Below are 16107 nucleotides of genomic sequence, written 5' to 3'. Positions count from 1 at the left end.
CACCTGTGACTTTGCAGCTGGACTCGTGGGCGGTCGCGGGCGCCGGATCGTCGCCGCAGATCGCCCGGCTGATGCTGACGTCAGCCACCCGGTCCGGAAACGGCATCGTGGAAGCACCCGACATGGAAGTACGGGAGCTCGCAGTCCCGGGCACATCAGTGCGCGTCGGAGCCGGGGCAGCAGTCGCCCTCGGAAAGGAAGCAGTCTTCCAAGGCTCCTACTACGCGTTCAACATCGGCGAGGAAGAAGTCCCCGTCTCCCCAACGGACGCCGGGGGCGGCCGGTCAGACCTACTCATCCTCCGCGTGGAAGATCCCAACATCGACGGCACCCCGTGGACGCATGACCCCGCCACGGACAAGATTTACTACTTCCGCGTCATCGAAGGTGTCGCCCCCGACACCACCGAGGTGCCCGCTGGGACGACGGGGGTAGCGCTCGCCCGCATCGACATCCCAGTGTCCACAGCCACCATCACCCAGGACATGATCGTGGACGTCCGCCAGGTGGCGAACCCCAACCGGCAGCGCGAGCTGCGGGTGATGCGCGGCGGCGGCCAGGAGGACGGCCGCGACGACTCCGCTGACTACACGGCGGACTTCGAGCGGTGGCCCCAGCATGACTGGACGGTGGACATCCCCGCCTGGGCTACTCAGGTGCAGGTCCTCGCGCAGTGGTCGAACGTGTGGTACCCCGCCCCCATGGACGGGACGGGCGGTAACTACGACGCGCGCGGGCAGGTGCGCGTGGGGCTGATCGGCGGGGCTCCGAACAACATCCTCACTCCGCACACCGAGTACAACTTCAACCCCACCACCGCGACCAACGGCTACAGGTGCTCGATCGGTCTCGCTGCGCAGGTCGACATCCCCGAGGAGATGCGCGGCACCACCGTGCAGCTGCGCATGTACGCCAAGAGTGACGCGGACAGGATCATCTTCCTGCGCGCGGACGGATGGTCGAACTTCAGCTGCGACCTCGAATTCCTAGAGGTCGCCGCACCCGAGGCGGCGCCGTGACGTGGCGGTACTACGCGATGCGCGCCACCACAGGCGAGTGGCTGCACCGCCAACTCCCCCTGTCCGATGTACGCACATCTCCGTCGCTGTCGGGCCCGTACCGGATCACCGCGACCATCGACCCCGAGTACGCCGACCTGTACGCAGAGGACGGTGAACTCCTCCTCGCGGAGTGGGGCACCATCATCGTCGCGGAGGCCTCCAATCAGCTGCGGGGCGGCGGCATCGTCACTGACACCGCCATCGTCGGCTCCAAGCTGACTTTGACCGTGGACGGCTTCACCCGCTACCCGGCCGGGCAGCCCCTCACCGAGACTCTGACGTGGGGCGGAAAAACCGCAGGCACGTCGGGGTACGGGGTGGATCCGCTCGATGTGGTGCGCGCCCTGTGGGAGCACCTCCAAGCCCAACCGGACGGCAACCTCGGCGTGACCATCACCGCCACCACCAGCCCCTACCGGCTCGGCGAGTGGCACAACACCCGCGCCCTGGACACAGACGGCAGCCTCGGAGACGACCCGAAAGCCGTCGCGACGTCCCCCGTACCGATCGACAAGGTATGGGACCCCAAGAAGGACAAGAAGCCCATCGCGGCGCAGGGCAAAACCGTGTACTGGCAGTACCAGCTGCCGTGGTGGGACGGCATCGAGATCGGCCGCCACATCGAAGAACTCGCCCGGCAGACCCCGTTTGACTGGCGTGAGTCGTACCGGTGGGCGGACGCCTCCAAGGAGGCCGTGGTCATGGAACTCCAGCTGGGGTATCCGCGGCTGGGCCGCCGCCAGTCCAACTTGCGGTTCGTGGAGGGCGAGAACGTCACCGAGCTCGTGCCTGTGTCCCGGTCCGGCGACGACTACTTCAACGCCGTGTACGGGTACGGGGCGGGCGAAGGGTCGAAGAAGCTCCGGCAGACCGTGTCCCAACGGGATGGTGTGCGGCTGCGACGTGCCACGGTCGCGGACCGCCCCGAGATCACCAACGCCGCCGCGCTGAAAGCCGAAGCGGGCGACGAGTTGCGCAGGTCGGTGCACCTGGTGGACATCACCAGCTTCACGATCCGCGACCACCCCAACGCCCGCATCGGGTCGTTCGATGTGGGCGATGACGTGCTTGTGCAGACCCGCCGGGGGTGGCAGCCCACCCGTTTGTGGGTGCGCATCACCGGGTTCGACTACTCCCCTACGTCCGGTGAGGTCACCATCCGGTGCTCCCGCTCGGACCGTTTCGTGTACGGAGGTTCGTGATGGCGCTGAATCCGCAGACGCGTGCGGTCGTGAATGCGCTGGTCCGTGAGATGGCGTCGCAGCGGCGGGAGATCGCGTCGCTGAAGCGGTCGCAGCGTGCCCCGCAGCTCGCTCACTCTTCCTTGGAGGAGGGGCAGGCCCTGGAGGTGCGCGACGAGAACGGCAACATCCGCCGCCGGTGGGGGTGGATCGACGGCGCTGTGGGTGAGGTGACCGAGGGCGGCGACCCGGTGTCGGCCCCGTCAGCTCCGTCGGTGACCCCGTCGCTGGGTGGGCTACGGGTGACGTGGGACGGCACCTTGTCCGGTGACGTGGCGATCCCGGTGGACTTCGACCACATGGCCGTGCACGTGTCCACCAGCGCGGGCTTCACCCCGTCCGCCGCAACCTACCAGGGCGGGATCCGCCGCGCGGGTGAGGGCGGCATGCTCCCCGTGCTCCCGCTCCCGTATGTGGGGCACTACGTGGTCCTCGTGCCCGTCACCACGGGCGGTGTGCAGGGCGTCCCCAGCTCGGAGGTGGCGGCGACACCCCTCCAGGTGGACGGCCCCGACCTGACCGCAGGGTCCGTCACCGCTGCCACGATCGCCGCTGGCGCGGTGGAGGCCGACAAGCTCGAAGCGGTCCTCGCGCTCGCGTCCACGATCATCGCGGGCATCCCCGGCGCGGCCCGGGTGGAGATGGACCAGGACGGACTACGCGGCTACAACACGGCCAACGAGCTGGTATTCGCTGTCGACGCCACCGGCAACGCTGTCTTCTCCGGCGACATCGTCGCGTCCCAGATCAGCGGTAGCCGGATGACCATCGGCACCGCACCCAGCGCACACGGAGAAATCCAGGAGGACGCCGGGGTCGTGCAGGCGCGCGTCACCTCCGCGAGCGGCACTCGAGCGCAGCTGTCAGCAAGCAGCGGACAAGCTGAGGTCACTGCGTGGGCCGACCCATCCACCGCAGGCACACCCGTGGGTGGCATGGTCGCCCTCGCAGCTCAGGTCGCCCTCAGCCTGCAATCCGCGTCCGGCGACGCCACGCAGCCGTGGACCGAGCAGAACGTTTTCCCTGGCGAGGCACGTACCCGATGGTCGTCCGGTGACGGCAGCGAGGTGCTGATCCGAGCCCTGCCGGACCACGCATCCATCCTGATGACCGCGCCCCCCGCCGTCGACCCCGACGACGCGCAGGGAAGCGGGCACATTTTCGCGCAGCGGTACGGCGACGACATCGCAGCGATCTCCGTCCAGTCCCCAGTGTGGGGGTCGGGGACCGGCCCTGAGCGCGGACTGAGGTCCATGCTGCACCTGGAAGGGGCACGCCCCGACCGGGCGCACACCCGCGTGGGGTATTCGGGTGCGCGGCACCTGTTCCAGCAGCAGTACAACATGGACACCGAGGTATGGGACACCGCTGACGGTGTGGTGGAGCTCGCGGACACGCACAGCATCCTCGCGCCTCGGCATGAACCAGTCCGCTCAGACCTGGTGGCGAACCCGTCCTTCGAGACGACGGGCAGCTACATCGACTTCACCGCTGGCGAATTCCCTCCAATCGACTTCAAAACCGGCTGGTCAGGCAAGGCACGCATCACCATCACCGCCGCCGGATACAACAACGCCACCGACACAGCCACCCTCCGACTGGGCTTCCGTCTCTCCGGCGGATCCACCGTGCCCGCAGACCCACGCCGTGTGTGGCAAGCCGAATCACCCGGAACAGGGTCGGTCAACCTCCGCCACTACTCGCGGACCATCTACCTGAACCTGGTCGGCAACGCCGACTACACGCTCACCCCGGTGTGGAGGATCGCCCCCGGTAGCGCCGTGACCGCTTTCTTCCACACGTCCTTCGAAAACAGCATCGTCGTCGAACCACTCACCTAGGAGACCCATGTCCGAGTCCACCGACCCGGTCGAGCCGCTGCCCATCACCCCCATGCCCGAACCGCCGCCAGACCCCGGCCCTTCCCTGCCCGAGCCCACCCCCGACACCCCACCCGGCGAGGGTGACGAGTACCCGCCCCCCGACCTCGACGTGTAGGAGGCCCTGTGCCGCCTCTGGCTGACCTCGCACCGCTCCTAGACGTCGGCCTAGGCGGACTCGTAGCCACCGGACTACTACTCATCTGGACCGGCCGTCTCGTCCCCTCCGGGACGGTCGACAAACTCCTCCAGGCACGCGATGAACGCATAGCCGAACTCAAGGAGGTGGTCGCGTCGGAGCAGCAACGCAACTGCAAACAAGCCGACCAGATCACCTCACTACTGGAATCCGGACGCACCACCGCGCACGCCCTGGAGGAGATCCGCAAGGTCGCCTCACACGGCCCGGGGGAGGACGCATGAAGTCGTGGCTCAACCGCGTCCTTCGCCGCTTCGCTCCGCTCCCGATCACTGACGAGGAGATCACCCAGATCCGCCAGCGCTCCGACCAAGGAGTAGCTGAGGCTCGCGCCCGCGACGAGGAGGTGCGTGACATCTCCCGGCGCCTCAAGCGCCAGCGCGAGCAGAACAACTTCGGCCCGCTCGTGTGGGCCGCCCTGAGGGGGGAGACGGATGTATGAGGTGGGCACAGTGATGGCCACACTCGCCGCCCTGCTGCTGTGGCTGTTCGCCATCGACTACAGCCGCTGGCGTTGGTGGGTCCACCCGGGCGGACGCCTGGTGATGACGGTGTTGGTGTCGCTCGCGCTGGTACTGACTCTGGTCGCTGCCCGCAACTGGTTCGGGGAGTTCCCTGGTCACAGCGTCGCCCGCTTCGTGGTGTTCGCGGCTGCGTTCGTCGCGATCGGGTGGGCGTGGCTGCTGCACCGGCGTGCGCAGCAGGGGAAGCACCGCGCGAAGCGCTAGGCCCGATTTGTTCACATTCACCCCGGTGCGCCGGGGTTTTTTCATGCCCAGGAGGGCCCATGGTTTCCATCATCAGCAGGTCTAAGTGGGGTGCCCGTGCCCCACGCTCTCGCTCCTACGTGTCCTGGTCGTCTCGGGTTGAGGTGACCCTGCACTACTCGACTGGCCCGGAGTCGCAGACCCCTCGCCAGATCCAGGCGTTCCACATGAACTCCCGCGGCTGGGCCGACGTCGGATACAACTTCCTCGTGGACGAGGACGGCCGCGCCTACGAGGGCCGCGGCTGGACCGTGCTCGGCGCGCACGCCGCACCGCGCAACGTGCAGGGCATCGGCATCTGCTACATCGGCGGCGACACCATGACCGCCGCGGCGAAGCGAACCGTCATCGCTCTTTACGACGAGGCGTGCCGCCGCGCCGGGCGCACCCTGGACCGCAAGGGCCACAAGGACATTAACTCCACGTCCTGCCCGGGGACGAAGAACTACGGCTGGTGGAAGTCCAAGAACTACCGGGACGTGTCCGGCGGCGGTAGCGCCCCTGACCCGGACCCCGTGTACCGACGTGAGGACCGCGACGGGCTCCTGGAGCCCTACGAGTACGGGCCGGAGATCGGCGCTCTCCAGCGCAAGCTCGGCGTGAAGGACGACGAGTACTTCGGACCCGTCACGGAGAAGGCGGTGCGCGCCTACCAGGCCAAGCACGGCCTGGGCGTGGACGGCATCGCCGGGCCGGAGACGCTCGGCCACATGGGGCTGGCGTCCAAGCCCGCGCCCCGGCCGTCGGGGAAGAAGTTCCCGCTCCCCCGGGGGCACTGGTTCGGTGTGGAGTCTTCGGACTCGCGTAACCACTCCGGGTACTGGGCTGCGGACCGTCCTCACATCGAGGACATCCAGGGCGCGGTCGGCGCGAAGAAGGACGGCAGGTACGGCCCCAAGACCCGGGCGAAGGTGATCGCGTTCCAGGAGCGTGCGGGCGTCACCGTCGATGGGCTCGTCGGCCCTGTGACCTGGAAGGAGCTGTTCCGCTGATGACCTCGTCCGGCTGGTCCTGGCTGTAACCCATGGCCGACACCCTGCACGTCGTCCCGAACAACGACCTCATCGAACACGACTGGAGCACCAACGACGCCACGTGCGTCTGCGGTCCCACCACCAAGCCAATCAAGCGCCCGGACGGGTCGGTGGGCTGGGTCATTACCCACAGCAGCCTTGACGGGCGCGAACTCCGAGAACAGGAAGACACCGCATGAAGCTCGAAGCTAAGGTCGTCATCGCGGCCATCGCCAGCGTCCTTACCCCGCTCGTGGCGGGGTTCTTGCCCGACGTGGACGTGTCCTCCGTGGAGGCCGTCGTCATCGGCGTCGTGTCGCTGGTGGTCACGTTCGCGGCCGGGTACCTGGCCCCGCACACCCACCGGCCGGAAGTCGGCCAGTCCTGACTCCGCTCTCTGCCCCCGTCTGGCCTTTGGCCGGGCGGGGGCTTTTCGTCATGCCACCCGTGTCTTCTTGTCGAGGACGGCGAGGATGTCTCCGAGCAGGTACCGCGCCGGCCGCTTTGGGCTCACGGGTGTGATGCGTCCTTCCGCTGCCATCTTCCGCACCGCCCTGTCCGTGACGGGCTTACCGAGCGCACGCGACGCCATAGCGGCTTCAGCGGCGGTCACGGTCCTTTCGGGGGCTGCGGCTACAGCTTCCCGGACGGCGGCTTCACGGCGCGCTTGAGGGTCCTCTACGACGCCGTCGCAGTCCTCTCGGCGGCACCACGCCCGGTCGCGATCGGCCACCCCGTACACGGGAGCCTCGCACTTCGGGCACGGCCCGGCGTAGATGCGTTCCGCGGGCCGGTCCACCGTGCGCCGCGCCTGCCATACGGCGTCGCGGATCTCGGTGACGCACTCGTCGCCCCACTCAGAGACACGGATGGTCGTGGTCTGGGAGTGGAGGTAGCGGGCCATGTCCGCGATGGTGTCGGCCGGGGTCCGCGCGGCCCGGATGGCCCGGCAAGAGCGGTGGGCGCACTGGCGGCAGGTCGGCCCGTAGACCTCGGGGAGCCCATCGAGGATGACCCGGCACCACCCGGCGAGAAGGTTGTGGAAGGCGCGGCGCACGTCGGAGGCATCATCGCGGATCGGGAGGGGGGCTTCCGTGGGTTTGCCGCCTCCGCCACTGCGGGGGAACACGTCCATCTTCGCGATGGTGATGTCCAGGTCCACGTCCAGCCCGTGCAGGTCCCCGGTGGGCCAGCATGCCCGCAGGTCAGCGGCCAACGCCCCGACACACGGGGCGCACACGGTGCCGTGGTCGACTTCGGCTTCGCAGAGGCGGCAGAGCAGACTTGTCATGGACACTCCCCTGGTAGGCGTATCGTGCTGCCAGTGGAAGTCCGCTTCGTACTTCTACGGGGGAATGGGGGGTCCGCATCGGGGGATGGCGGGCCCTCTCCTCATGCGCGGACGATGACTCGGCATCGACACGATGGGTGAGTTGGCGGCAACCCCTGGAACCCGGCCCACAGCCGCCTCGGGATGCCGGGGCCGTGCGGGTTCGCGAACTTCTCCCCCGCCGGAACGCGCTTGCCGTTCATCGCCGCGCATATCGCGCACGCCTTCCCGTCGCGGCGGGTGACCCACTCCAAGTCGAGATCGAGCCAGCGGGCGAACGAGAACGTCGCCGCGGATGCGCTCTGGTGGATCTTCGTGGTCGCGAGGCGCACCATCCGACGACGGAACCGGGCCAACTCCACAGCGGGAGACGCCACCGTCACAGGGGCACGCCCGCCAGCGGCCTCCAGCGTCCGCCCCGTGGCCGCCGCGTCGATGCGCCGTGCCACGTCCTCCACGACCGCGTACACGTCCGCCTCGACGCTGGTGGGCAGCGGCTCAGGGATGAACGCACCACCACGCGCACGCTGTCCTCGTGCGCCGTTGAGGACGATCTGCGACCCGACCGTCCACCCCGCCTGTGCCGCACGCGACACAGCCCCCGTGAGCGGCGCGAGGGCCGCGAGGATCACCGCCCCGGACAGGCCGGCGGCTACGGCGGCGGTGATGATCGCCTGGATCTCCTCGGACGCCTGCGCCTCTGCTTGGTCGAGCTGCTGAGCGGGCGTGGCGGTGGGGGCCTCGGGGGCGACGGTCACAGCGACCTCCTGTTATGCGTTACGGGCATGGTAAACCGCCGCCGCATGCCTCCATGACATGCGACGGCGGCAGGTCACAGCCCGGCGAGCTGCCGCGCCCTCGCGAGCGCGGTGCCGGGGTCGTCGAACTCCTCCAGTTCCGTGCCCTTGCACATCCAGGCGTCGCCTTGCGGGTACACCTCGGTGCCGCACACGTCCCAGTGGGTGGCGTAGGCGAGGTAGGCACGGAGGCGGTCGATCTCGGCTTCGAGGTGTCGCACCCGCTGCCCGACGATGCCCTCCGCGATCTTTGCGAGCACCTTCGCGTCGTCTTCGAGATGGCGGATGTCGCCGGTGCAGGAGTGTCCGGGGTGCACGTCGAACAGTTCCGTGAGCGCGCCCGTGAACGCGGCGGCCAGCTGATCGGTGAGGCTTGGCCGGTCGGTGTAGCGACCGTGGTCCTCGTCGTGGCGGGTCAGGGCGGTCGCTGGGTCAGGCATTGTCGCCCCCCAATGCGCGGATGGTCGGGCAGGGCCAGCGGACAGCCATGTCCTGCGAACCGCACTCCTGGCAAGCACGCTCGATCTGCCCATAGGCGCCGGGGGTGTCATCGTCGTCGGGGTTCCAGCCGCTACGTGAGCTCAGGTCGGGCTTGTGGATCTCCCGGATGCGCGCCACGGCGTTCACCGCGTCCACGACCCGCTGTGCGTCCGCGCGGCTGTCCATGATCCCGACGAACCGGTCGTCGTCGCTGGTGTGGTCGGTGTACTTCCTCTCGTAGAGGGTGCGTCCGAGCTTCCTTCCGGTCCTCCAGGGCGCGGGCTTCACCGGTCCTCCTCTCCTATGAGTGCGCGCCCCAACTCCCTCGCCTGCTCCCTCGTGAGGAGCACGCATGCGTTCCCGCCCGATGCGTCGAGCACGGACAGGCGGGTGAGGTCGTCATGGTCCTCGATGTGGTCGGGGATGATCGCGACGTCGACGTTGCCATCTCGGGGGTGGTCCTCGTAGGGGTGGACGTGCGACCCGTAGTAGGTGATGGGGTCGTCGATGGAGTGGATGGTGCCGTAGATGCTCACTGGTCCTCCTCTGCGGGGTTCGCTGCGTTCAGCGCGGCCTCTACGCCCCGCCAGATCATCGCGTTGCGGTGCACCTCGTCGGGCGGCAGACGGTCGCCGAGCTGGGTGATGTAGGCGTACACGGCGTCGTAGGCGCGGCTCTTGGGGGTGGACTGCGGGTCGGTCATGTGTCCTCCTTGGGTGGGTGCCCGCCGCGTGACGGGCACCCCGGGGGTTGGGCTACAGGTCTGCCCACTCGGCTTCTTCTTCGTGGAGGCGACGCAGCTTCTCGGCGCACTCGGTGAGCTTCTTCGCGACCTCAGCGACGTACTCGTGGTCGGACGCGTTCATCCACGAGCTGTCGATGGACACGAAGTCGCCTTCGGTGACGTGGTGGATGCGGATCTCAGTGACGTTGTGCATCAGAACGGAGGCTCCTCGCTGCTGAACCCGGGCTGCCCGCCCTGCCCCCACGGGTCGGGCTGCTGCTGCCCGCCGGAGAACCCGCCGCCCTGCTGTCCGTAGGACTGCTGCGGCTGGCCACCACTAAAACCGCCGCCGGACTGCTTCGCAGCCTTGGTGACCTTCGCCGTCGCGGACCTGAGCGCCGGACCCACCTCGTCGACGTCTACCTCGAACACGGTGCGCTTCTCACCCTCACGGGTCTCGTACGAGCGCTGCTTCAACCGGCCCTGCACGATCACCCGCATACCGCGCTGAAGGCTCTCGGCGACGTTCTCCGCGTACTGCCGCCACACGGTGCAGGTGAGGAACATGGACTCGCCGTCCTTCCACTCCCCCGACGCGCGGTCGAAGGTGCGCGGGGTTGAGGCCACACGGAAGTTGGCGACCGCCGCACCCGACGGGGTGAAGCGCAGTTCAGGGTCGTCGACCAGGTTGCCGACGAGCGTGATGGTGGTGTCTCCAGCCATTAGGACTCCTTGACGATCTCGTGGGAGGGCGCCCCGAGCACTTCGGGGCACAGGCACCCGTCGATGGGCGACCAGGACGGGCAGGTGTTGGTGGCGTCAGCGCGGACACATCCGCAGGGGACGTTCCAGAAGGTGGTGTCGCACCCGCAGGGGTCGGGGTTGTGCCAGCCGGTCACAGCTGCCCCGCACTCGTCGCACCGCAGGTGCGGGTTCGCGTGGGTGATGTTGGTGTGGACACGGGTGTGGGTGGCCATCAGTTCTCCTTGGTGTTGGCCCGTTGGCAGCGCGGGCAGGTCACAGCAGTCGTCGCGGGCAGCGGCGGCCAGGCGGTGTCGATCCGGGTCCGGCAGACGGTGCGGGTGTGCCGGGTGGCCCACCCGTGGTCGGGGTCCTCGCGGGCGGGGGCGACGGCGTGCACGAGGCCGCCGGTCTCCACGCGGGGCAGCGCGTCCATCACTCCCCCTCCCCGACCAGCGCGCGGGCGGCCGCTTCGGCGCTGGCCCATATCGGGGACCCGGGCTCGTGGTCGTGGAAGGGCGCAAGCCACGCCATGTTGTTCGCGACGACGTCGAGGTGGTCGGCGACTGCATGCCAGCGGGGGTCCGTCTCGGTGCGCGCCTTGTCGGCGGCGTCTTGGAGGAGCTTCGCGGTGAGCCATTTGGTGCGGGTCTGGTCTGACATGTCCCCTCCCGGGGCTGTAATGCGCGTAGGGCGCTCAACAAACTTGAGTGTGACTCGGGGTGCCGACAAGCCCGGAAGGCCGTCAGCGTCCACCTCAGGCGCGTATGGGATACTCAGGGAGTGCCCCGCCAGGTAAGGACTGGCGGGGCGCACCACGTTCACGCCGCAGCCTCAACCGCAGGCGCCGCACGGTCGACCTGCTCACCCGTCAACGCCTCCACTACCGCCGCCACCAGATCCCGGGCAGCGTTCGGCGTCACAGCGTTCCCAGCCATGCGCACACGCTCGCGCTTCGTCCCGAGGATCACGTAGTCCGACGGGAACGCCATCGCCGCGGCGTATTCGTGTACGGCGAGCATCCGGAACCTGACGTCCTCCACGCCGGAGACCTCACCGCCTCGCAGCAGCGCGTGACGCTCCACCGTCGTCACCGTCGGCAGAGGCTCCGACGCCGGACGCGCCTGCGAGGTGCCGTAGTACGGGGCGATCAGATCTGGGAACGCCACGCCCTCGGTCTCCCGGGTCGTCCGAGTGCGCATCGGGTGGTCCACCGGGTACGCGGTGTCGTTCCACGTCCCACCGGCAGGGACAAGGAGCGGGCGGGCGTAGGCGGCGAACCCGTCACGGATGCGCTTCATGGTCTTCTCAGCGAGCGGCTTCGCGCGGTCGCCGATGCGCTGCGCGGGCAGGTCCCAGTCGATCGCGTCCGACGCCGGACGCACCGCGGGCTCGACGACGGTGTTGCGGCACTCCACCTGGGGGCACCGCCACACGTACTGGGTCCGGTACTTGCCGACCTTCTTCGCCGGGTTCTTCCACGCCTGGATCGCGCTGACGGTCCCGTGGGTGGGGCAGGTCGCGGTCGGGCGCGTCCACCGATCCAGCTCGGGAGCACGCTCACCGCGGCGCCACGCCACCACGTACAGGCGGTCCCGGGACTGGGGTGCGCCCGCCCCGAGCGCTTGGGCGTGCATGCTGTTCAGGCTGACGACCTTGAAGTCGTAGCCGAGCGTGGACAGCGCCGTCGACCACGCAGGCCAGAGCACCCATTCGCGGGCGTCGACGACGTTCTCCACGACGATCGCCCGGTACCGGTGGTGTTCGGCGAACCGGATGACGTCCCACATGGTGGCGCGGGACCGTTCGGCGGCCTGATCGGGCAGGGTCTCCCCGAACAGGTCGGGCTGCTGCAACGACCGGGCGACGCCCTTGGCGATGCTGTGGTTGGTGCACGAGGGCGACAACCACGCGATGTCCGTGGTCGGGTAGCGGCGCGGGTCGACCTGGGACAGGTCCGCTGTGTCGTGCAACGCGTCCTGGTGGTTGGCCTGGTGGGTGTCCACGGCGAGCTGCCAGTGGTTCGCGGCCAGGCGCACGGTCACGCCGGGCACCTGGATCGCTCCTGTGGAGGAGCCGCCAGCGCCGCAGAAGAAGTCAGACAGGGTGATCACGACAAGGTCCTTCCAAAGAGGGGGGATTATGCCTGCGCCATGTCGGCGAACCGTGCGTAGTGCAACTGCGACGACAGCGTCACCACCGCTGTCGGACCGGACCGGTTTTTCGCGATGTACAGATCCGCCTCGCCCGCCCTCGTCGCCCCGGTCTCCTTGTCGGCGAGCTCGTAGTCCAGGCGGTGCACCATGATCACGACGTCCGAGGACTGCTCCAACTCCCCCGAGTCCCGCAAGTCGCTGATCCGCGGAATCGCGTCTGCACGCGAGGACACCGCCCGGTTCACCTGGCACAGCATCACCACGGGGATCTTGAACTCCATCGCGATCAGCTTCAGACCCCGCGCGTAGGCCGACACCTCCGTGTACCTGGACTCCGTCCGACCTGACGACGACATCAGGCCGACGTGGTCCACCACCAGCAGCCGCGGCGGGTAGCCCTTGCGGCCCATCGCCTGGAGCCGCTGGCGGACCATGGTCAGCGTGCACTGGGCCGGAGCCGCCACCCAGATCGGCGCCGCAGTCACCGCCGGGCGCACCTTCGCGATCCGCTCCCAGTCGTCATCGGTCATCTCGTGGCCGGTGATGTGGGAGATCGACACCTTCGCCTCCGCGGCGTAGATGCGCTCACGGATCTGGTCCGTGGGCATCTCCAGGCTGATGTACAGCACCGGCATCCTGTGGCGGATGCCCGCGTGCCGGGCCATGTCCAGGCCCACCACGGACTTACCGCCGCCGGTCCGCCCCGCCACACAGATGAGCTGTCCGGGCTTCAGTCCGCCGCCGAGCTTCTCCGCGAGGTCGGCGTAGGCGACGGGCACCATGCTCTCCGTCGACAGCGGCTTCTCCAGGGCGTCCAGGAACTCCGCGTCGTCCCCGAGCAGGTGAGTGTCCGGCTCGCCCGTGGCTCCGGCGGACACCGCGGCGCGCAACGTCTCGTCGGCGACCTCCGCGAGGACCATCGGTTCACCTTCGCCTTCGCGGCCGATCTGAGCGATCCGTGTGCCCGCTTCGATCAGGCGCCGCTGGAACGCAAGGTCGGCAACGACCTTCGCGTACCAGGTCGCGTTCGCGACGGTGGGCACCTTCTCCGTGAGCGTGTGCAGGTATGGGGCGCCGCCGATGACGGCGTCCTGCTTGCGCTTGACGAGCTCCCGGTGCACCGCCACCGGCTCGATGGGCAGACCGAGGTCCGCCATGCCCATCACGGTCTCCAGGATGATCTGGTGCGCAGGCCGGTAGAAGTCCATCGGGGTGATGATGTCCCCGAGGTCGCGCAGCACCCGCGAGTCGAGCATCGCGGCACCGAGGACGATCTGCTCCGCGCCGACGTCATGCGGCGGGGTGTCGTCATCGGTGGGGATGCGGGGGGTGATGTCATGAACCGTCACGCGGCTTCTCCCTTAGTGAGTTGTTCAGCGAGGTCCCAACGAACCTCGGGGCCGTGCTCAGCGAGCAGACGCCGGGGGACTTCGTCGTCTCCGGCGCGGATGTCACCGCGGCACGAGGAGCACGGCAGCGGCAGAGCGTGCTCGGAGCACTCGGCAGCGGTACGGCGAGACGCCATGGAGCCGGGGATGTCGCCGCGCTTGGCGCGGACATCCGCGATGGCGTCAGTGAGCCTCCAGGAGGTGACGGACTTACCGGTGCGGCCGATGGAGTCCATGGCCCACGCGACGGTGTCGCGGTCGGTGCCGTTGGTCAGGGTCGTCTCGACGATCTTGCGGACGGACACCTTGGTCTGGCTGGAGCCGACGCCGTACTTCTTGAAGTAGCCATCGGTGATCTTGCGGGCTTCGATGAGCTCAGCCGTCGGGGGCTGGGGCGGCTTCTTAGGCTTCGGCTTCTTCTTCGGCTTGACGTCCATGCCGGGGATGGCCCCGTCGTCGCCTGCTTCCGCTTCAGCGGAAGTAGTAGGAGGGGTAGGAGGGGTAGGGGTCACCTGAGAGGTGACCCATTCCGCATCTCTCAGGTGACCCATTCCGTCGAATGGGTCATCTGAGAGGTGACCCTCTTCTTCTGAATGGGTCACCTGAGGAGTGACCCATTCTTCGTCCCTCTTGCACTGCCCCCACAGGCCGTCGTGGGCGCGCATCGGGCACAGGTGCGGGATCCGATACCGAGCCGTCTGTCCGGGATGACCCCGCACCTCCCGACCACCCTCGACGGCGTACTCCAGGGCGTGCTTCTTCATCAACTTGCCGATGGTGTTCTTCCAAGCGGCCGGGGACTTGCCGCCCGCACGGTGGAGGACGTACGGCGCATGAATGCTGCCGAACGTCTCGCGGCTCTGGTCGTTGGCGTTCTCAGCGATGACGAGCAGGTCGCTGCGTTCGCCGGACGTCAGCCCGAAGTCGCTCCAGTGGTCGAAGACCTCGACCATCAGGCGCACCCCCATGTGGTCCCCCGGTGGTTAGTGGTTGGTGAAGGTGGTCAGGCAGTGGCGGGCGCCGGGGCAGGGACGACCGCGGCACCCTCAGGCCGGGGCAGCCCGTCGGAGTTCACGAAGAACAGATCCTTGGACCCGGACCGGTACACGGGGGTGTTGTCGTAGCGCTTGCGGCATGCCCGGCACCCCCGGTAGCGCAGCGGAGCCCACGAGGTGACTCCGCACCGCTGGCAGGTCGCCATGTACGCCTCGGGGCCGTGCGCGACCGTCCACGCCAGGTGTCCGGGGGTGCGCTTGCGCTCGTTGTCGTGGCGGCGGCGCTCCCAGTAGTCCGACCAGTACCGGTCGTCGTCTCGGTGCTGGAGCGGGGTGGGGACGTGGCCGATGAGGACGAGTTCTCCGCCGTGGTGGGCGCAGGAGCATCGGCCTTGGCAGTGGCAGGCGCGTGCGGCGGCGAGTTCGTAGGCCTTCTCGACGCGGGGGACGCCGGGTCCCTTGACTTCCAGCCAGGTGCCGATCTGGGGGAGCCAGAAGTCGGGGATGTACACGGACCCTGAGGGGAGGGTGATGGTCTCGGGTTCGTACTCCCAGGCAATACCGAAGGTGTCGAGGGTGGCGGCCCAGTCGGCTTCGAGCTTGGAGCGGAAGGTGGTGTCGCCGTACCAGGACGTGAGGGCTTCGATGGTCATGTCGCCGTCGAGTTCGCCGGTGGGCGGGTTGTCTTGTCGGGCGCGGATCTGGTTGATGACGGCGTCCATGATGTCGCCGATCTGGTGCATGGTTTCGATCTGCTGTCTGGTCATTTCGGGCCTTCCTGGAGGGTTGTCATCGATGGTCTCGGGCCGGGTGGACAGGACGACCCTTTGCGCAGGTCAGGTGCGGCAGTCGCGGCGTCGGGGGTAGTCCACGGGGTGCCCTTCCTGGTCGGTGTGCGTGGTGCCCGTCCACGGTTTGCACGTGGTCCCCGGCTCGTCCGGTCGGGCTAAAGGGGTCAGGCGGGCGCTTTCTCCCGTGCGGGCGGGTCGGCGTCCTCAAGGGTCGGCTGGGGGCGTGTCGCGGAGCAGCTCCGGCAGTACTCGGCGCGGAAGCCGGGGTCGCCGTGGGACGGGTCGTACCAGTCGTGGCCGGTCTGCTCGCACTGGTGCCGCTTGGTGCAGTCGCGGCAGCGCAGCACACCGCCGGTGTGGGTCCACCCCCACTCGTCGGCGAGACGGGCGGCGGCTTCCTCGGCGGTGTCGAAGTGGGGGGTGTAGCCCTCGTCGTCGAAGGGCTTCGTGCAGTCGGGCTGGTCGCAGTCGGGGATGTAGCAGGTGTGTCGGCGGATCACGGGTTCTCCTCGGGCTAGGTGGGGCTGCCCGGTGGCAGGCAGCC

At 68.5% G+C, this 16107-nt stretch carries 26 protein-coding genes; 10 read left to right on the top strand and 16 right to left on the bottom strand.

Features of this window, described 5'->3' with window-relative positions; genetic code table 11:
* The first annotated feature begins 5 nt into the window (after window positions 1–5).
* The 10 genes from ACSIH6_RS21775 (at window position 6) to ACSIH6_RS21730 (ending at window position 6549) form a co-directional block, all read left to right on the top strand.
* Window positions 6–1019 (top strand): hypothetical protein, encoded by a 1014-nt coding sequence (locus tag ACSIH6_RS21775; RefSeq protein ID WP_435110156.1) that lies wholly within the window; start codon window positions 6–8, stop codon window positions 1017–1019.
* Window positions 1016–2263: a phage tail family protein gene (locus ACSIH6_RS21770; RefSeq protein WP_435110155.1), complete on the top strand. Its 1248-nt coding sequence runs from the start codon at window positions 1016–1018 to the stop codon at window positions 2261–2263. The genes ACSIH6_RS21775 and ACSIH6_RS21770 overlap by 4 nt, the downstream gene beginning before the upstream one ends.
* Window positions 2263–4143 carry a hypothetical protein gene (locus ACSIH6_RS21765; protein ID WP_435110154.1) on the top strand — a complete coding sequence of 627 codons (1881 nt, stop codon included), beginning with the start codon at window positions 2263–2265 and terminating at the stop codon, window positions 4141–4143. Before ACSIH6_RS21770 ends, ACSIH6_RS21765 begins: the two co-directional genes overlap by 1 nt.
* A gap of 7 nt (window positions 4144–4150) precedes the next feature.
* On the top strand, window positions 4151–4300 hold the full coding sequence (locus ACSIH6_RS21760; RefSeq protein WP_435110153.1) for a hypothetical protein: 150 nt from the start codon (window positions 4151–4153) through the stop codon (window positions 4298–4300).
* An 8-nt stretch (window positions 4301–4308) separates the two neighbouring features.
* Window positions 4309–4605: a hypothetical protein gene (locus tag ACSIH6_RS21755; protein ID WP_435110152.1), complete on the top strand. Its 297-nt coding sequence runs from the start codon at window positions 4309–4311 to the stop codon at window positions 4603–4605.
* Window positions 4602–4823, top strand: coding sequence for a DUF7620 family protein (locus ACSIH6_RS21750; protein WP_435110151.1), 222 nt, complete (start codon window positions 4602–4604; stop codon window positions 4821–4823). The genes ACSIH6_RS21755 and ACSIH6_RS21750 overlap by 4 nt, the downstream gene beginning before the upstream one ends.
* 13 nt (window positions 4824–4836) lie before the next feature.
* Window positions 4837–5109 carry a putative phage holin gene (locus tag ACSIH6_RS21745; protein ID WP_435110150.1) on the top strand — a complete coding sequence of 91 codons (273 nt, stop codon included), beginning with the start codon at window positions 4837–4839 and terminating at the stop codon, window positions 5107–5109.
* 143 nt (window positions 5110–5252) lie between these two features.
* Window positions 5253–6140, top strand: coding sequence for a peptidoglycan recognition protein family protein (locus ACSIH6_RS21740; protein ID WP_435110149.1), 888 nt, complete (start codon window positions 5253–5255; stop codon window positions 6138–6140).
* 32 nt (window positions 6141–6172) lie between these two features.
* Complete coding sequence (locus tag ACSIH6_RS21735) at window positions 6173–6361, top strand: hypothetical protein (protein WP_435110148.1); 189 nt, start codon at window positions 6173–6175, stop codon at window positions 6359–6361.
* Window positions 6358–6549, top strand: coding sequence for a hypothetical protein (locus ACSIH6_RS21730; RefSeq protein WP_435110147.1), 192 nt, complete (start codon window positions 6358–6360; stop codon window positions 6547–6549). Before ACSIH6_RS21735 ends, ACSIH6_RS21730 begins: the two co-directional genes overlap by 4 nt.
* A gap of 48 nt (window positions 6550–6597) precedes the next feature.
* On the opposite strand, the gene ACSIH6_RS21725 is transcribed toward ACSIH6_RS21730, so the two are convergent.
* The 16 genes from ACSIH6_RS21725 to ACSIH6_RS21650 form a co-directional block, all read right to left on the bottom strand.
* The gene (locus ACSIH6_RS21725; RefSeq protein WP_435110146.1) at window positions 6598–7452 is read right to left on the bottom strand and encodes a hypothetical protein; all 855 of its coding nucleotides are present in this window, start codon (window positions 7450–7452) and stop codon (window positions 6598–6600) included.
* A 101-nt stretch (window positions 7453–7553) separates the two neighbouring features.
* The gene (locus ACSIH6_RS21720; protein ID WP_435110145.1) at window positions 7554–8249 is read right to left on the bottom strand and encodes a phage minor head protein; all 696 of its coding nucleotides are present in this window, start codon (window positions 8247–8249) and stop codon (window positions 7554–7556) included.
* A 74-nt stretch (window positions 8250–8323) separates the two neighbouring features.
* Complete coding sequence (locus ACSIH6_RS21715) at window positions 8324–8728, bottom strand: hypothetical protein (RefSeq protein WP_435110144.1); 405 nt, start codon at window positions 8726–8728, stop codon at window positions 8324–8326.
* Window positions 8721–9056 (bottom strand): hypothetical protein, encoded by a 336-nt coding sequence (locus tag ACSIH6_RS21710; RefSeq protein WP_435110143.1) that lies wholly within the window; start codon window positions 9054–9056, stop codon window positions 8721–8723. Before ACSIH6_RS21710 ends, ACSIH6_RS21715 begins: the two co-directional genes overlap by 8 nt.
* A complete protein-coding gene (locus tag ACSIH6_RS21705) occupies window positions 9053–9304 on the bottom strand; it encodes a hypothetical protein (protein WP_435110142.1) in 252 nt (83 codons plus the stop codon). The genes ACSIH6_RS21710 and ACSIH6_RS21705 overlap by 4 nt, the downstream gene beginning before the upstream one ends.
* Window positions 9301–9471 carry a hypothetical protein gene (locus ACSIH6_RS21700; protein ID WP_435110141.1) on the bottom strand — a complete coding sequence of 57 codons (171 nt, stop codon included), beginning with the start codon at window positions 9469–9471 and terminating at the stop codon, window positions 9301–9303. The genes ACSIH6_RS21705 and ACSIH6_RS21700 overlap by 4 nt, the downstream gene beginning before the upstream one ends.
* A 52-nt stretch (window positions 9472–9523) precedes the next feature.
* Window positions 9524–9706 (bottom strand): hypothetical protein, encoded by a 183-nt coding sequence (locus ACSIH6_RS21695; protein WP_435110140.1) that lies wholly within the window; start codon window positions 9704–9706, stop codon window positions 9524–9526.
* Window positions 9706–10215, bottom strand: a complete 510-nt coding sequence (locus ACSIH6_RS21690) for a single-stranded DNA-binding protein (RefSeq protein WP_435110139.1) — start codon at window positions 10213–10215, stop codon at window positions 9706–9708. Before ACSIH6_RS21690 ends, ACSIH6_RS21695 begins: the two co-directional genes overlap by 1 nt.
* Window positions 10215–10469 carry a hypothetical protein gene (locus ACSIH6_RS21685; RefSeq protein WP_435110138.1) on the bottom strand — a complete coding sequence of 85 codons (255 nt, stop codon included), beginning with the start codon at window positions 10467–10469 and terminating at the stop codon, window positions 10215–10217. The genes ACSIH6_RS21690 and ACSIH6_RS21685 overlap by 1 nt, the downstream gene beginning before the upstream one ends.
* Window positions 10469–10669 (bottom strand): hypothetical protein, encoded by a 201-nt coding sequence (locus ACSIH6_RS21680; protein WP_435110137.1) that lies wholly within the window; start codon window positions 10667–10669, stop codon window positions 10469–10471. Before ACSIH6_RS21680 ends, ACSIH6_RS21685 begins: the two co-directional genes overlap by 1 nt.
* Window positions 10669–10896 carry a hypothetical protein gene (locus ACSIH6_RS21675; protein WP_435110136.1) on the bottom strand — a complete coding sequence of 76 codons (228 nt, stop codon included), beginning with the start codon at window positions 10894–10896 and terminating at the stop codon, window positions 10669–10671. The genes ACSIH6_RS21680 and ACSIH6_RS21675 overlap by 1 nt, the downstream gene beginning before the upstream one ends.
* Window positions 10897–11054: 158 nt before the next feature.
* Window positions 11055–12347, bottom strand: a complete 1293-nt coding sequence (locus tag ACSIH6_RS21670) for a DNA cytosine methyltransferase (RefSeq protein WP_435110135.1) — start codon at window positions 12345–12347, stop codon at window positions 11055–11057.
* A gap of 26 nt (window positions 12348–12373) precedes the next feature.
* Complete coding sequence (locus ACSIH6_RS21665) at window positions 12374–13738, bottom strand: replicative DNA helicase (RefSeq protein WP_435110134.1); 1365 nt, start codon at window positions 13736–13738, stop codon at window positions 12374–12376.
* Entirely contained in the window at window positions 13735–14730 is a 996-nt protein-coding gene (locus ACSIH6_RS21660; RefSeq protein ID WP_435110133.1) for a hypothetical protein, read from the bottom strand. Before ACSIH6_RS21660 ends, ACSIH6_RS21665 begins: the two co-directional genes overlap by 4 nt.
* Window positions 14731–14780: 50 nt before the next feature.
* Complete coding sequence (locus ACSIH6_RS21655) at window positions 14781–15539, bottom strand: PDDEXK family nuclease (protein WP_435110132.1); 759 nt, start codon at window positions 15537–15539, stop codon at window positions 14781–14783.
* 188 nt (window positions 15540–15727) lie between these two features.
* Entirely contained in the window at window positions 15728–16063 is a 336-nt protein-coding gene (locus ACSIH6_RS21650) for a hypothetical protein (RefSeq protein WP_435110131.1), read from the bottom strand.
* Between the last annotated feature and the right edge of the window lie 44 nt (window positions 16064–16107).

This window comes from Nocardiopsis synnemataformans (assembly GCF_965343085.1).
In the GTDB taxonomy this organism is placed as follows: domain Bacteria; phylum Actinomycetota; class Actinomycetes; order Streptosporangiales; family Streptosporangiaceae; genus Nocardiopsis; species Nocardiopsis alborubida.
Note: the sequence above shows the minus strand (reverse complement) of the source record. Positions and strands in the feature narration are given on the sequence as shown.

Excerpts from the sequence above, each read along its gene's own strand:
- ACSIH6_RS21765 (WP_435110154.1), top strand. The coding sequence starts at position 2,263 with ATGGCGCTGAATCCGCAGACGCGTGCGGTCGTGAATGCGCTGGTCCGT.
- ACSIH6_RS21760 (WP_435110153.1), top strand. The coding sequence starts at position 4,151 with ATGTCCGAGTCCACCGACCCGGTCGAGCCGCTGCCCATCACCCCCATG.
- ACSIH6_RS21750 (WP_435110151.1), top strand. The coding sequence starts at position 4,602 with ATGAAGTCGTGGCTCAACCGCGTCCTTCGCCGCTTCGCTCCGCTCCCG.
- ACSIH6_RS21745 (WP_435110150.1), top strand. The coding sequence starts at position 4,837 with ATGGCCACACTCGCCGCCCTGCTGCTGTGGCTGTTCGCCATCGACTAC.
- ACSIH6_RS21735 (WP_435110148.1), top strand. The coding sequence starts at position 6,173 with ATGGCCGACACCCTGCACGTCGTCCCGAACAACGACCTCATCGAACAC.
- ACSIH6_RS21730 (WP_435110147.1), top strand. The coding sequence starts at position 6,358 with ATGAAGCTCGAAGCTAAGGTCGTCATCGCGGCCATCGCCAGCGTCCTT.
- ACSIH6_RS21725 (WP_435110146.1), bottom strand. The coding sequence starts at position 7,452 with ATGACAAGTCTGCTCTGCCGCCTCTGCGAAGCCGAAGTCGACCACGGC.
- ACSIH6_RS21715 (WP_435110144.1), bottom strand. The coding sequence starts at position 8,728 with ATGCCTGACCCAGCGACCGCCCTGACCCGCCACGACGAGGACCACGGT.
- ACSIH6_RS21700 (WP_435110141.1), bottom strand. The coding sequence starts at position 9,471 with ATGACCGACCCGCAGTCCACCCCCAAGAGCCGCGCCTACGACGCCGTG.
- ACSIH6_RS21695 (WP_435110140.1), bottom strand. The coding sequence starts at position 9,706 with ATGCACAACGTCACTGAGATCCGCATCCACCACGTCACCGAAGGCGAC.
- ACSIH6_RS21690 (WP_435110139.1), bottom strand. The coding sequence starts at position 10,215 with ATGGCTGGAGACACCACCATCACGCTCGTCGGCAACCTGGTCGACGAC.
- ACSIH6_RS21685 (WP_435110138.1), bottom strand. The coding sequence starts at position 10,469 with ATGGCCACCCACACCCGTGTCCACACCAACATCACCCACGCGAACCCG.
- ACSIH6_RS21680 (WP_435110137.1), bottom strand. The coding sequence starts at position 10,669 with ATGGACGCGCTGCCCCGCGTGGAGACCGGCGGCCTCGTGCACGCCGTC.
- ACSIH6_RS21675 (WP_435110136.1), bottom strand. The coding sequence starts at position 10,896 with ATGTCAGACCAGACCCGCACCAAATGGCTCACCGCGAAGCTCCTCCAA.
- ACSIH6_RS21660 (WP_435110133.1), bottom strand. The coding sequence starts at position 14,730 with ATGGTCGAGGTCTTCGACCACTGGAGCGACTTCGGGCTGACGTCCGGC.
- ACSIH6_RS21655 (WP_435110132.1), bottom strand. The coding sequence starts at position 15,539 with ATGACCAGACAGCAGATCGAAACCATGCACCAGATCGGCGACATCATG.